Annotated in this window: 15 protein-coding genes; 5 read left to right on the forward strand and 10 right to left on the reverse strand. The window is 43.6% G+C overall.

Annotated elements, in window-relative coordinates; genetic code table 11:
• The first annotated feature begins 116 nt into the window (after nt 1–116).
• The 4 genes from G5B00_RS00690 to G5B00_RS00705 all read left to right on the forward strand — a co-directional run bounded on the left by G5B00_RS00690 (nt 117) and on the right by G5B00_RS00705 (nt 4,547).
• On the forward strand, nt 117–734 hold the full coding sequence (locus G5B00_RS00690; RefSeq protein WP_163871321.1) for an OmpH family outer membrane protein: 618 nt from the start codon (nt 117–119) through the stop codon (nt 732–734).
• 346 nt (nt 735–1,080) lie between these two features.
• Nucleotides 1,081–2,925 (forward strand): 7TM diverse intracellular signaling domain-containing protein, encoded by a 1,845-nt coding sequence (locus G5B00_RS00695; protein WP_163871322.1) that lies wholly within the window; start codon nt 1,081–1,083, stop codon nt 2,923–2,925.
• Nucleotides 2,915–3,544, forward strand: coding sequence for a response regulator (locus G5B00_RS00700; RefSeq protein WP_163871323.1), 630 nt, complete (start codon nt 2,915–2,917; stop codon nt 3,542–3,544). Before G5B00_RS00695 ends, G5B00_RS00700 begins: the two co-directional genes overlap by 11 nt.
• A gap of 97 nt (nt 3,545–3,641) precedes the next feature.
• Complete coding sequence (locus G5B00_RS00705) at nt 3,642–4,547, forward strand: CorA family divalent cation transporter (RefSeq protein WP_163871324.1); 906 nt, start codon at nt 3,642–3,644, stop codon at nt 4,545–4,547.
• Nucleotides 4,548–4,688: 141 nt separating this feature from the next.
• Here G5B00_RS00705 and tsaB read toward each other — a convergent pair whose 3' ends face one another.
• From tsaB to mscL, 5 genes are all read right to left on the reverse strand, one after another.
• Nucleotides 4,689–5,378, reverse strand: a complete 690-nt coding sequence (gene tsaB / locus G5B00_RS00710) for a tRNA (adenosine(37)-N6)-threonylcarbamoyltransferase complex dimerization subunit type 1 TsaB (protein ID WP_163871325.1) — start codon at nt 5,376–5,378, stop codon at nt 4,689–4,691.
• 13 nt (nt 5,379–5,391) lie between these two features.
• Complete coding sequence (gene yidD / locus G5B00_RS00715; protein WP_163871326.1) at nt 5,392–5,643, reverse strand: membrane protein insertion efficiency factor YidD; 252 nt, start codon at nt 5,641–5,643, stop codon at nt 5,392–5,394.
• Entirely contained in the window at nt 5,630–6,013 is a 384-nt protein-coding gene (locus G5B00_RS00720) for a ribonuclease P protein component (protein WP_163871327.1), read from the reverse strand. Before G5B00_RS00720 ends, yidD begins: the two co-directional genes overlap by 14 nt.
• Nucleotides 6,014–6,072: 59 nt before the next feature.
• Entirely contained in the window at nt 6,073–6,231 is a 159-nt protein-coding gene (rpmH, locus tag G5B00_RS00725; RefSeq protein WP_003002285.1) for a 50S ribosomal protein L34, read from the reverse strand.
• 121 nt (nt 6,232–6,352) lie between these two features.
• Nucleotides 6,353–6,760, reverse strand: a complete 408-nt coding sequence (gene mscL, locus G5B00_RS00730; RefSeq protein WP_163871328.1) for a large-conductance mechanosensitive channel protein MscL — start codon at nt 6,758–6,760, stop codon at nt 6,353–6,355.
• A 167-nt stretch (nt 6,761–6,927) separates the two neighbouring features.
• Between mscL and G5B00_RS00735 the strand changes: the two genes are divergently transcribed.
• Nucleotides 6,928–7,569 carry a response regulator transcription factor gene (locus G5B00_RS00735; protein WP_163871329.1) on the forward strand — a complete coding sequence of 214 codons (642 nt, stop codon included), beginning with the start codon at nt 6,928–6,930 and terminating at the stop codon, nt 7,567–7,569.
• Between the two features lie 56 nt (nt 7,570–7,625).
• Here the strand turns inward: G5B00_RS00735 and ftsZ are convergent, their stop codons facing one another.
• The 5 genes from ftsZ to murG all read right to left on the reverse strand — a co-directional run bounded on the left by ftsZ (nt 7,626) and on the right by murG (nt 14,266).
• On the reverse strand, nt 7,626–9,338 hold the full coding sequence (ftsZ, locus tag G5B00_RS00740) for a cell division protein FtsZ (protein WP_163871330.1): 1,713 nt from the start codon (nt 9,336–9,338) through the stop codon (nt 7,626–7,628).
• Between the two features lie 133 nt (nt 9,339–9,471).
• Nucleotides 9,472–10,836 (reverse strand): cell division protein FtsA, encoded by a 1,365-nt coding sequence (ftsA, locus tag G5B00_RS00745; protein WP_163871331.1) that lies wholly within the window; start codon nt 10,834–10,836, stop codon nt 9,472–9,474.
• 23 nt (nt 10,837–10,859) lie between these two features.
• The gene (locus G5B00_RS00750; RefSeq protein WP_163871332.1) at nt 10,860–11,678 is read right to left on the reverse strand and encodes a cell division protein FtsQ/DivIB; all 819 of its coding nucleotides are present in this window, start codon (nt 11,676–11,678) and stop codon (nt 10,860–10,862) included.
• Between the two features lie 3 nt (nt 11,679–11,681).
• Entirely contained in the window at nt 11,682–13,040 is a 1,359-nt protein-coding gene (murC, locus tag G5B00_RS00755) for a UDP-N-acetylmuramate--L-alanine ligase (protein WP_163871333.1), read from the reverse strand.
• Nucleotides 13,041–13,159: 119 nt separating this feature from the next.
• Entirely contained in the window at nt 13,160–14,266 is a 1,107-nt protein-coding gene (gene murG / locus G5B00_RS00760; protein ID WP_163871334.1) for an undecaprenyldiphospho-muramoylpentapeptide beta-N-acetylglucosaminyltransferase, read from the reverse strand.
• Nucleotides 14,267–14,296: the final 30 nt, after the last annotated feature.

Here is a 14,296-nt window from a genome sequence, read left to right on the forward strand (position 1 = left end):
TAAAAACATTGCTATCTCGTGATCCAACAACTTTTTTTGACGGATTGTGTACGAATAAAATGGAATTTTAATTTTTTTATAGTAGGTTTGTTGCTTTATTACGAAAATAGACAACAATGAATACATATTTATCAAATTTCAACAAAGTAGCTTTTGGATTGGCGCTAGCTATTGGCCTGGCATCGTGCAATCAGGGCGCAGGTTCAGGTACACCTGCCGCGGGCAACGACAGCACCAAGGTGGAAGTGGTCAAAAAAGAAAAAATCGTTTACGTAAATTCGGATACACTTTCTGAACAATACGCATATTTCAAGGATATCCGGACAAAATTGGAAGCAAAAGCAAAAAAAGCTCAAAATGATCTGCAAGCCAAAGGACAGGCTTTCCAACGCGAGGTAGCCGAAGCGGAAAAGAATGTAGCAACGATGAGTGCAGCAGAACGCCAAGCTACTGAAGAACGCCTTGCCCGCAAGCAACAGGAATTGGCTCAGCTGAACCAAAATGCTTCCAACTCTTTGGCGCAAGATGAAGCTACAGAATTCAACGCTGTCTACACAGCCATCACCGAATACCTCAAAAAACATGCGGAAGAAAAAGGTTATCAATTTGTGCTGACCTATTCGAAAACGAATCCTGCCGTATTGTATGCTGACCCGAAGCTGGATATTACGACAGAGGTTCTGACTGCATTGAACAAAGAGTACGACGCAAAAAAGACAACTGAGAAAAAATAAACCGGCAGAATGGCTAAGATATTGAAAGCAGCGTGTAGAAAGTTATACGCTGCTTTTTTATTGCTTTTATTCTTTTAGAATTTGTCCAATTTAAGCACAGGAGGCATGTGGTAGGCAGGCATACACTAGCACAAATCGGGCACGCCGGGCTTTCTTTAGAGGTTTAATTTCATCAATACTTTTTTTAGAAGGTGAATTACCACCTTGTTGGTATCTTATAAAATACCGTTGACTTACGCGCCCTAATTACAATTTTTTTTCCGATTTTGTAACCTGAACCAAATTGTCATAGGCCATGCCTTTCTTTTGGAAAAGAAATTCTCATATAAGTCTGCTTGCTCTTATCATGGCAACCCTTTTACCGGCTTTTTCCTATGGACAAAAGACGATTTACATCGATGAGCTAAAAGAGGGAACACTTTTTTTCATGATGGATCGCTGCCAATTTGCATTTGCCACGAACACAGATCAGCCCGTGAGTGATCTTGATGTGGAGGGTCTCGACTGGTTTGAGGTGGATCGAGATCGCTATCACAACTTTGGTAGACCAAAAGGAAAATTATGGATGAGATTTTCTGTCACCAATGACTCAGATCATGAGACTGAATTAGCATTTATCTTTGGCAACCATACCATCAATGAGATCGCTTTGTATCACCATACTGAATCGGGCCCACAGCACCTCCACACCACAGGTAGCGGCTATCCATTTTCCAGTAGACCCTATCCGTTTTTTACCTACGTATTTCCTTTGCAGTTTGATTCGAAAGAAGTCAAGGAATACCTCCTATCAGTCGATGCCAAAGGCGAATTGATGGTGTTCATGCCCTTGATGCTTGTTCCGCAACAATTGAAGCTGCAAAACGATCGGTCTTATACCGCACTGGGTATTTTCATTGGCATCATTGTGATTTGCGGTGCTTTTAACTTCTTTCTTTTTCTATTTCTAAAGGAACGCATCCACCTGCTCTATGCCTTATACGCCATCGTCGCGATATGGTGTCTAACAAGCATGGTTACCATGGATTTCCAATTCTTCTTCCCAGATCACCCACAGTTTATATACCCAAGTCGATTCTCAGCAAATTTCTTATACTTGGTCTTTCTATTGCTCATTATGCAACGATTTTTGAGGCAAACCGCTAAAAACAGTAAGATGTACTGGCCTACAATCGTGTTTATTATAGCCAATGCGGTGTGTTTTTTGCTGGAATGGATATTTGGTGTGCCTAGATGGCCCGCGGCATGGTCCGACATTCACTATTCAGTGTTAAGGATGGTCCATTTTTGTAGTTTTCTTGTAATCTTCCTAAGTTGTATTGAAAAAATCCGTCAGGGATATCGTTTAGCCTGGTTATTCTTGTGTGCCGTGCTTGTTCTGCTTATCGGTGGGGTTCTGACCATTGTCAATACGTTGGGATGGCTTGACTGGCATACCATCCTGATGCCACCTACTCCATTAGCCATGGGAATGGTAATTGAAGCGATGATTATCTGCTTTGGCATTTTGTACAGGTACCATCTCTTGAAGCGAGAAAAAGAGCGCCTTTCATTGGAATTACAAGACCATAAGCTAACCGTGGCACAGGAAATCCTAAGAGTGGAGGAAGAGGAAAAAGAACGATTTGCACAAAATCTCCATGATGACCTGGGGGGCAACCTTGCCGCGCTGAAAGTGGCCATACAACGGTTGAAAGTCGAAAGAAAGGTGGCAGACCATCTAAATATATTGGTTGATACCACTTCGGATATGACCCGGAGGATAGCACATGACATCATGCCTCCCGAATTTGAGAAAACTGAGTTCAACCAATTGTTGTCAGCGTATTTTAATCGTCTTTCTTCAACGGGCAATATCCGTTTTCACTTCATCGCCGACGAAATTGACGGATATTTTACGAAACAGCAAACATTGATGATTTACCGTATTTTACTAGAATTGTCAACGAATATTGTCAAACATTCGAAAGCTACCGAAGCCACCATCCAGCTCAATTCGTACGATGACTATATCGAAATAATGGTGGAAGACAATGGAATCGGTTTTGATCTCTCTACCTGTAAAAAGGGAATGGGTCTACGTAATATCGAATCCAGGATACTGTTTTTTCACGGCTCGCATGCCATCGATTCTGGCGAAAGCGGAACGACGATAATCATAACACTACCTACTCAAAGACATGACTTATAAAACAAGCATCCTACTAGCGGACGATCATCTGCTATTTATTTCGGGTTTATCTACATTGTTGGCAGAGGAGCAAAACAACTATGATATCTTTGTAGCCCACGACGGAAACATGGTTTTGCAAATGGTTTCCGACCAACAACCCGATATTATCTTACTGGACATTGGTATGCCGGGAATCGGAGGAATGGAAGTCCTAAAATACATGAACCGTGTCTATCCAGCGATAAAGATCATCATGCTGTCTTCCTACAATGACGCCCATCTCATAGAAAAGGCCCGGCGTGCAGGTGCCTCAGGCTATCTCTTAAAGAACTGTAGCATCGAAGAATTGCAAAGAGCGATTGCTGACGTAATGGAGGGCAAATTGTCTTTTCCCCCAATCGTTCACCTGCCAGAACACAATGCCTATACCAACCCAATTGCCCAACAATTTAACCTCACCAAACGAGAAATAGAAATCATACAACTGATAAAAGAAGAACTCACCAACAAACAAATTGCGGACAAGCTGTTCCTCAGTCTTTTCACCGTAGAGACCCATCGTAAGAATATCATGCACAAACTTAAGCTCAACAGTGCTGTATCTTTGATGAAGTTTATATTGGATTTTAAGCTATAACCCTATATACTGTTGTGTGGTTTGGAAAAAATTAGGATAAGGAAATAATCGTTTTTTACCGCAGGCATTCGTATTTTTATGTATCTAAGTTTTGCCCATGATCGTATCCATTCTCCAAACACCCGAACATCACTTCGATTGGATTGATATTACCAATCCCGCGATTGAGGATTTTGCCGAACTAAAGGCTAAATATAACCTCCATGAAGCATCCATCAAGGACTGTATCGAAATAGGCCATCTTCCCAAGATTGAGGAGTTCGACAATTACCATTTTCTGATCATACGCTCCATCCCCAAAAACTTTGATGACGAATCGGATTCATTAATCGAAATAACAGAACGCATTTCTATTTTCTATTCGGAAAAATTTGTGATCACCGCCCATCGGCAAGAGATAGAATTTCTGAAGAACCTGGAAAACCTCGACAAGAGCAATAAAAAACTGCAATCAAGCAAAAGCCTGGTCAATGCGCTCACTTCTTCAGCATTGAAGACTTTCGAAGATATTGTACTGGACAAGATGTCTGTAAAACTAGACGAATACGAAGAAATCGTCTTTCTACATCGCCGCCGCAAGCCTTTTCTAAAAAAACTCTATTATATTAAAAGGCAAATCGATGTGATCCGAAGTGTATTAACCCACTACAAAGATATTGTCGATTATTTTCACATGCCACAATACCAAAATATCTATACACAGGATCTGCGTGACCTTTTTTCAAAAACGAATACGCTGTATCGCAACATTGCCGAAAATACAGCACAGCTACTTTCCATCTATTTCAACATCGAATCGAACCACACCAATGAAATCATGCGTATGCTGACCATCATTTCGGTATTCTTCATGCCCCTCACATTTATCGTGGGCGTGTACGGTATGAATTTTGAGAATATGCCAGAGCTGGAGTGGAAATATGGATACGCGGCAGTGATGCTATTAATGATTGCTTTATCCGCCATTATCTACTTTTGGTTCAAGAAGAAAAAGTGGTTGTAAATAGCATAAGAGGCTAAAAAGGTCCCCAACGCTGGCGCACGAACCGAGCGAAGCGAGCTCTCCATAGGAAATCCTTTCGTGTGCCCAGATATAAAAGCACACGAAGGGATTCGTGCGCTAGCATAAGCTAAAGATGGCAACTTACTTCTTCGGCGTAGTCGGCACAAACTCTTTCAAATAGAAAGGTTCAAAGTAAATCAGATCTTCGAAATCCTGCTTCCTATACTTCTGCCAAACGACCTCACTCATATAGGCCGAAGAATGTTTATATCCTGCATCGACCGTGACGGTAGGATCATCCTCAAATAATTGTGCAAACTTATTCGCACCTGAACCAAACAGCACAATTTTCTTGTCCTTATACACCTCAAAACTATCTCTATCTATAATAACTGCTGCTGTGGGAGATATCAACCCACCTTCATCGTCAAACACCGACATATACACCTCCATCCTTCGCGCATCGATCATCGGACAATACAAGTCGCAAGAAGTACTAGGGACAGAACGACGGTAACCATCGTACATGGCCTTCAAGGTATTGACTGCGATCAAAGGCCGATCGAGGCTATAACATAGCCCTTTGGCCGTAGACACACCTATACGCAAGCCTGTATAAGAGCCTGGCCCCATACTCACGGCGATAGCCGCCAAATCTGTATAAGCTACATCATTGCGCTGCAAGATTTCTTCAACAAAAACCGTCAGTCTGGACGCATGCTGATTGGGTACTTCCGTCTGCACAGTATCCACCACCTCTCCGTTGGCACTCAACGAAACAGAACAAACTTCCGTAGCCGTGTCTATTTGCAGGATATATTGTGTATTCATAAAAGCTTCACGTTTAAGGAACCGGATCGTGTCCATGTCCACCCCAAGGATGACACCGGGCTATTCGCTTGATGGCCAGCCAGCCGCCCTTGAAAGGCCCATACTTGAGGATGGCCTCTTTGCCATACTGCGAACAGGTCGGCGTATAACGACAATTGGCACCCAACAGTGGAGAGATAAACAATTGATAGACCTTTATCAACAATAAAAAAACAGATTGAACCAAGTAGGCTACACTCCTTCCTATTGTATTAAGCAACCTCATGGACGATCTGGTTTAAGACTTTGTTCATTTTGAGTTGATATTGATCAAAGGAAAGGTCCTCATGGGCAACATACTGTATGGCCAACAGCAAATTTATCGCTTTCAAACGGATGGCGGGATACAAAATATCACCCTTTTGCAAACGGTACGCCTCCCGCATCTTGCGCTTTATCCTATTGCGCATATAGGCATGCTTGAATTTACGTTTCGAAACCGACAGTATCACCTGTACTCCAGTGGGCAACTCATGGTCAACGGTCAGAAGGACAACCCGAAAAGGATATAATACAAAAGAAGAACCGTCATGGAATAGCTTGTCTATCAGACCTCTACTACACAACCGTTCTTCTTTTGTAAACGTATTTTTCATATCGATGACTATTTTGGCCGGAAGTGGCACAGCAAGGAAGTCACCGGCGCAAAAAGAAATTATCCTTTATGACGGTATTCGTCAGAAACAGTAAGACGTTTTCTACCTTTTGCACGACGGGAAGCCAATACTCTCCTACCGTTAGCTGTGCTCATACGCTCTCTGAATCCGTGTTTATTTCTTCTTTTTCTTTGCGAAGGCTGAAATGTTCTTTTCATGACGCTGTGTTATATTTTTAATATTTTTGTTCCTAAGAGGAATGCAAAGGTAGTGTTTTTTTTAAAACATTCAAATTAAAAAACAAATATTACCACGGGCTTCAGCCCGTGGCTATTCAACTTATTTGTTCTTCAAAAGATCCCTGATCTCTGCCAACAGCACCTCTTCATTCGATGGAGCAGCAGGCTCTTCCGGAGCTACCTCCTCTTTGCGCTTCAAGACATTTATTCCTTTGATCACAAGAAAAATACAGAAAGCAATGATAAGAAACTGAATGATGACATTGATGAAGTTTCCGTAGCTTATAGCCACTTCTTCCACACCGGCATCTGCATTGGCCGCAGTAATCACGTACTTGAGCTTGGAAAAGTCTACACCTCCAGTAAGGTAACCTATCGGAGGCATGATAATATCATCTACCAAGGAGGTGACGATCTTGCCAAAGGCACCTCCAATCACAACACCGACAGCCAAATCGACTACGCTGCCACGCATTGCAAACTCTTTAAATTCTTTTAAAAACCCCATATTGCGTATTTTTATTAGTTCATTACAATTATAATGATAAAAACTTTATATTTGCAACAAAAAGTATGCATAATATACAACTACATCTACGTTTTATATTAACAAGCAGCAACTGAAAGCAGCCACATCAGTCTCCACTTTAAAAACATTTTCAACATCATACCCGCATGAAGAAAGTACTTATCGCAGACGACCATAGCATAGTAAGGCTTGGGGCTTCGGTCATTATCCAAGGAGCCTATAAAGACGTCGAAATCACGCACGCCACCACATACAACGAAATATTAGATCACCTCAAATCGAACAGGTTTGACCTGTTACTATTGGACATCAATATGCCCGGAGGCAACAATATCAAGGCCATAAAAGAACTATTGGCCGCACAAAGCGATCTGAAAATCCTTGTATTCTCGTCCTATGACGAAAATATCTACGCATTGCGTTATATTGAGGCTGGTGCGGTAGGCTACTTGAACAAAAACACGGCCATGGATGAATTGGCAGTCGCCATTCAACACATACAAGACCGGGGCAAATACATGTCCGAAACTGTCAAGGATCTGTATGTGCAAAAGTTGATCTCCAACAAATCAAACCTACAGATGAGCAATCCTTTGTACAAACTATCCAACCGGGAAATGGATGTAGCAAAGCATCTCATCAGCGGGCAAGGTATACTCGATGTATCTGCCTTGCTGAATCTAAGCTCGTCAACAGTCAGCACCTATAAAAGCAGGATATTCGAAAAACTGCAAGTCAATAATATTCCTGAACTCATCGAACTGTTTAAACTGCACGCGGTGGAGTAACTGACATCAAGCAAAAAAGGCCCGGTCATGACCGGGCCTTTTTTGCTTTTATATCCTTAGTCCACGTTGTCGTGCAAAAAGGAATTATTGGAACGGATCTCCGTTGCCCCTTCATCAAAAGACAAGGTAAATCTCGAAACCTGTGATTCGGATGAATGCGGCACATCTTCCAAGGTCTTTTGCTTTCTTTTGTAAGCCGGTTCATTCTCCAGTTCCTGCAAACCATTCGAAGATTTCAATTTCATGCTCAATTCTTTCAAACGCAGAATACGCTCTTTGGTCTTCAGCAACTGATCCTCAAAATTGACATCTTCCTTCACTTCTACAGTATTTTCGGTTACCATTGCAGAAGGCATATCCTCATTGACAATACTATTTACTTCATGTTCTACCTCGGCATTGTTCTGCTCATACGTATCGAACACCGTTGGCAACTTAAATTCAAACACCGAAGGAGATGTCTTCAATTCAAACCCATGCGTATCGTCTTCTTCTTCGACCGTGTTTTCGGAAGCCGCATCGTCTTCCAAAGTATAACGCACGACCTCATCTTCTACCTCTGCAGCAGGCGCATGGCTTGTCTGCGGCGCATGTGCATTGCTCGGTGAAAACAAATCGGCCTGTGGTGGAGCCTGAGCAGCTACAGGTGCAGCTTGGGGCATCTGTACCGGCTTCACAAATTCAGCTGGACTTGGTTGCTTTTCCACAAATTGGTTTTGAACAATCGGCTTGATATACGACGCTGTCGGTTCTGGCGTCAAAGGCAAGGCCACTTTTTCATTCTCCCGCTCTTTGATACGCTCTTCAGAAGTCTGGAAACCTGTCGCAATGATCGTCACAGACAGTTCCTCACCAAGCGTCTCATCGATACAGTTACCCCAGATCAGATCCGCGGTCAACCCTGCCTTTTCTTGTATATAGTCGGTAATAATGGCTACCTCATCCATGGTTACCTCTTTGGTCCCCGACGTAATGTTCAAAAGAATATAGCGCGCCCCCTCGATTTCGTTATCTTTCAACAACGGTGAAGCCAATGCACCTGTCACGGCTTCAAGCGCACGACTGTCTCCCGATGCGACATGATTGCCCATGATAGCTACACCACTATCGTTCATTACAGTACGCACATCTTTAAAGTCCACATTGACATAACCCGGTATCGTGATGATCTCAGCAATACCTTTGGCCGCTGTGGTCAGGATATCATCTGCTTTGGCAAAAGCGGCAGTCATCGTTAGATTGCCAAATATCTCGCGCAGACGGTCGTTGGAAATCACCAGATAAGAATCTACATACTTTCTCAACTCATCCAATCCTTCTTGTGCCTGCGAACGGCGTTTTTTGCCTTCAAATGCAAAAGGTGTCGTCACGATAGCTACGGTAAGGATACCCATCTCCTTGGCGGCTTTGGCCAGAACCGGACTGGCACCTGTTCCTGTACCACCTCCCATACCGGCCGTGATAAACAACATCTTGGTGTTGGTACCCAGCATCCTTTTGATATCATCAATACTCTCTATGGCCGAATTCTCGCCTACATCAGGATCTGCACCAGCTCCCATTCCTTCGGTAAGGCTAGCTCCCAACTGTACCTTATTGGGAATAGGGCTCAATTCAAGTGCCTGGGCATCTGTATTGCATACGATAAAATCCACACCGCTGATTCCTTGCTTGTACATGTGGTTGACAGCATTGCCGCCACCACCGCCTACGCCTATTACCTTGATGATAGACGATTGTTCCTTTAACATTTCAAATTGTATCGACATAAATCCTGTTCTTTAAATCCGTAGGGCTCGTTATACCGTCCAAACCCAACAATTCAATGTAATATTACCAATAATATCCACATGATTTTTCCACATTTGTGAATTTGTGGAAAAGTCATGCGCTTGTTGAAAATTATTTCTTCCCGATGAACGTATCATCATCGTATTGGCCTTCATCCTTGATGAATTCCGAAATAATTTTTGTAAACCAACCTTCTCTTTTGCTTTGCTTTTCTGCAATATCCTTTACCGTCTCCTTACGTGATTTTTTGGATGTTTTTTCCTCTTGCAACTTCTCATCCTCTTCATAATCCTGGATACCTTTGATCAATAGGCCTACACTGGTTGCATACATAGGGCTCTGCATTTCCTCAAAAGTCTGCTTGTTCAACAGGTCCGTTTTTGCCAGGTACTCATTTGGATATCCGATCCGACATTCTATTCCCGTAATATATTCTACCAACTGGCGCAAGTGCTTCAGTTGTGCACCTCCACCCGTAATAACAATTCCGGCAATCAATTTGTCTTCATACCCCGAAGATTTGATTTCGTAATAGACGTGCTCAATGATTTCTTCCATACGAGCCTGTATGATAAAGGCCAGGTTCTTGACAGAAACTTCCTTGGCATCTCTACCCCGGATGCCCGGCACACAGATGACCTCATTGTCCTTATTTTCATCGGCCAATGCGGAACCATAACGGACTTTCAACTGCTCGGCCTGATTACGCAATACAGCACAGCCTTGGCGGATATCCTCTGTCACGATATTTCCACCCAACGGAATGACAGCCGTATGACGAATGATACCTTCGTGGAAGATGGCTACGTCTGTGGTACCTCCACCTATATCGACCAATACTACACCGGCCGTTTTTTCCTCTTCATCCAATACAGCTTCAGATGAAGCCAACGGCTCCAACACCAATGAGGATACTTCCAGATCCGAATTGTCCACACACCTTTTGATGTTGCGAATATCGGTCACACGCCCCGAAATAATATGAAAATTGGCTTCGATACGACGTCCAGCCATACCCACAGGCTCTTTGATACCAGGCTCGTTGTCTATCGTAAACTCTTGTGGCAACACATGAATAATTTCCTCGCCAGGAGGCAAAACCAATTTGTACATATCCGAAATCAATTTTTCGATATCGCCGTGTATGATCTCATCGTCATCCCCTTTGGTCAACATACCCCTGTGCTGAATGCTCTTGATATGCTGTCCGGCAATACCCACATTGACGACTTTGATGTCCACATTAGACTGTCCTTCTGCTCCGGACACAGCCTCACGGATACTGGAAACGGTCTTCTGTATATTGGCGACCATACCTCTGTGCACACCGACCGACTCAGCCTTGCCCACGCCAAGCAATTCGATTTTGTTCGTCCCACTACGGCGTCCCACAGTGACACAAATCTTCGTCGTTCCGATATCCAACCCAACTATGATTGGATTCTCTTTCTCATTTTCTGTCATTCTTGGTTTCATATGCTGTATTTTTTGCTGTATTTCTAATTATTTGCGTTGATTTTCATTTGTAAACTGTCCATAAACCATCCTGCTCTACGTTCGCATACGATCTGTCCATCATATTTGACATTGACCCTCTCATAAGCCTCTGTACCTACTTTAGGCAAGATATTCTTGTAATAGACCTCCAACCGACCCAACTTGTAACCCAGGGAGTCTGCATTGCCTATCAACAGCACTTCCTTTCCTACTCTGGGGATCAGTTCGATATCCCGATGATCATTGACGTAGAGCTGTACAATCTGGTTTTCCCACAGGTCATTGCCTTTGACAAAGTGTACGATTTTCACCAGGTCTTTGACCAAAGTCGATTCGATGGGTTCCAATGGTTTGCCATAGCCCTCCTTGATATTTCCATTGGCTACCAACACGTGTGGCACATACTTGAGTGTGACAGGGATCTTCTTGTTCTGAGTATCAACATAATACTCCTTTCCGTTCCGATTGATAACCCGTAGAACGACTTCACGCTGCCGGACCGTCACCTGCATGAGCCCATCCATATCTGTATGTACTGAAGCACTGGCCACATAAGGCAATTGCTTCAATGTTTTTTCGATCTTTTCTACCGGAATCCCTTTCAGCTCTTTTCCGATGACAGCACCATAACTGTCATTGATCAGTCGCATAATCTCTTGTTGATCGATAAATGTTTCTTTCCCTTCCACAATGACCTTGAGCGATGTACACAGCTGTGCATCGCTCTTTCTGGAAACAAGTCCCATGAGCATCACAAGACCGGCTAAGGAACAAATCCCAACCAACGTGTACCATACGATATGCCATCTTATGCGCTTCATGTTCTATATATTCTCCAAAATCTTTTTGATTGGCTTTACCAATCGGTCTATGTCGCCCGCACCCATGGTGACTATAAGCTCAGGCTTTTCGTTTTCTATCCTATCCAATATTTCCTGCAGTGTCATTAAATATTTAGTATCCAAATTGATTTTTTCCAAAAGCCACTTTGAATTTACACCGGCTATTGGCAGTTCGCGTGCCGGATAAATTTCCATCAACCACAGCTCATCCGCCATCCCCAGCACCTCAGCAAAGTCATCCACAAAATCACGGGTACGACTATACAAATGAGGTTGGAAGATAGCAGTAAGTTTTTTCTCCGGATAGAGCCTACGCATCGAACTCAAGAATGCGCGCAATTCCTCCGGATGATGTGCATAGTCATCTATATACACATGCCGATCACCCTTGACAATATACTCAAATCTTCTCTTGGCTCCCCTAAAGTTGGCCAACGCACGTACAATTTTCTCTTGGTCTATCCCCAACAGCAAAGCAACCGTGATGGCTGCTACCGCATTCTCGACGTTGTGCAGGCCGGGAATACCCAACTTGATATCCTTTATACAGGTTTCGCCCTGGACATAGTCAAAGTAGAAATCCCCATCGATCACCTGGATATTCATGGCATAAGCATCTGCTCCGGACGAATCCCGGCTATAGCTGATATCTCCGACAAAGGGCAGACCTATCTTGACAATGCTTGTCCCGCCTTCAACCACTCTATCCAGATACAGCTCAAAAGATTCGATCAGATGCGACTGGTCTCCATAGATGTCCAAATGGTCGGCATCTGCCGAAGTCACCACAGCAATATTAGGATGCAAGGTCAAGAACGAGCGGTCGTACTCGTCAGCTTCAACAACCAGCACATTATTCTGCCCGAAAAGCACATTCGTATTATAATTGGAACTTATTCCGCCCAAAAAAGCGGAACAGTCATAACCCGAATCTTTAAGAACATGGGCGATCATGGTCGAGGTAGTGGTCTTGCCGTGCGTCCCTGCCACACCTATAGTAAAGCGATTGGCACTCAGAAAACCTAAAACTTCTGAACGCTTATATACCGTAAAGCCACGATCGACAAAAAGGTTCTTAATCTTCAGATCCTTGGGAATGGCGGGTGTGAAAATGATCAAGCTCTCTACCGATGGCTGAGCAAACTCTGCAGGGATCAAGTCCACATTATCCTCGTATATCACCGCAATCCCTTCATCGACCAACGCGGTCGTCAGCTCAGTCTCCGTCCTGTCGTATCCGTACACAGTACATCCTGATGCATGGAAATAACGAGCAAGAGCACTCATGCCGATACCTCCGATACCGATTAAATATACCCGCTTTATTTGATCAACATTCATCTCTTTATTTTATTTAGTGGTAAGTGATCAGTTGTCAGTGATCAGTCCCAACTCTAACTTTCAAAACCTAAAACTCATTTCCATCTCCAAATTTTCAAATCCTCACATTTTCAAATCCCTCAAACAATCAACCCCAACACCTCTTTTGCAATGACTTCATCCGCATCCGGCAAAGCCATTTTTTTTATTTCTGCACCGAGTATAGCACAACGCTCCTCATCGGCCAAAAGCTCTGTAACAACATCAAATAGGCTATCCCGGGCAATAGAATCCCTCACCAATACGGCTGCACCATTATCGACCAATGCCTGTGCATTTTTTGTCTGATGGTCTTCGGCCACATTGGGCGATGGCACAAGTATAGCTGGCTTGCCTATCACACAGAGTTCTGAAATAGTCCCTGCCCCTGCCCTGGCAATAATGACATCCGCCGCAGCATATGCATAATCCATACGTTGCAAGAAGGGCATCAGCTTTACATTGTCCGGAATCGTCCGCTCAAGCGCCAAGATCTCTTTCATCTGCTCGTAATAATAACCTCCGCATTGCCAAATCACCTGCAGATCAGAACGCGAAGCAATTTTGTCTATGGACTCTAGCATAAACCCATTCAACGTCTTGGCCCCTAAGCTACCTCCTGTGACTACAATCGTCTTTCTACCTTCTTCCAATCCAAAAGCCGCAAGTGCTTCCCTCCGCTTACCTTCTATATCTACCGAAGATCGACGGATAGGATTCCCGGTCAGCAAAATTTTGTCCAAAGGAAAAAATTGCTCCATTTTAGGGTATGCTACACAGATTTTACGCGCCCTTCGCCCCAGTGTTTTGTTCGTTTTGCCCGCATATGAATTCTGCTCCTGTATCAATGTAGGAATCCCCATCATATTCGCCATCATCAGCAGTGGGCCCGAAGCATAACCTCCTACACCTACGGCTACCTCTGCTCCGAAATCCTTGATAATCTTTCGGGCCCTCCACAAGCTTTTGAGCATCTTGAACGGAAGAACAATATTCTTGAGCAGAGACTGCCTGTTGATCCCCTGTATATCCAGACCAACAATCTCATAACCAGCCGCCGGTACTTTTTCCATTTCCATCCGGCCCAGAGCACCAACAAACAGGATTTCAACATCAGGTTCTATACGACGCAAAGCATTCGCAATAGCTATCGCCGGGAAGATATGACCTCCTGTACCACCACCGCTTATGATTATTTTACGTCCCATATATTTTAGTTATCAGTGATCAGTCGTCAG

The organism is Parapedobacter sp. SGR-10, from assembly GCF_011030405.1.
Classification (GTDB): Bacteria; Bacteroidota; Bacteroidia; order Sphingobacteriales; family Sphingobacteriaceae; genus Sphingobacterium.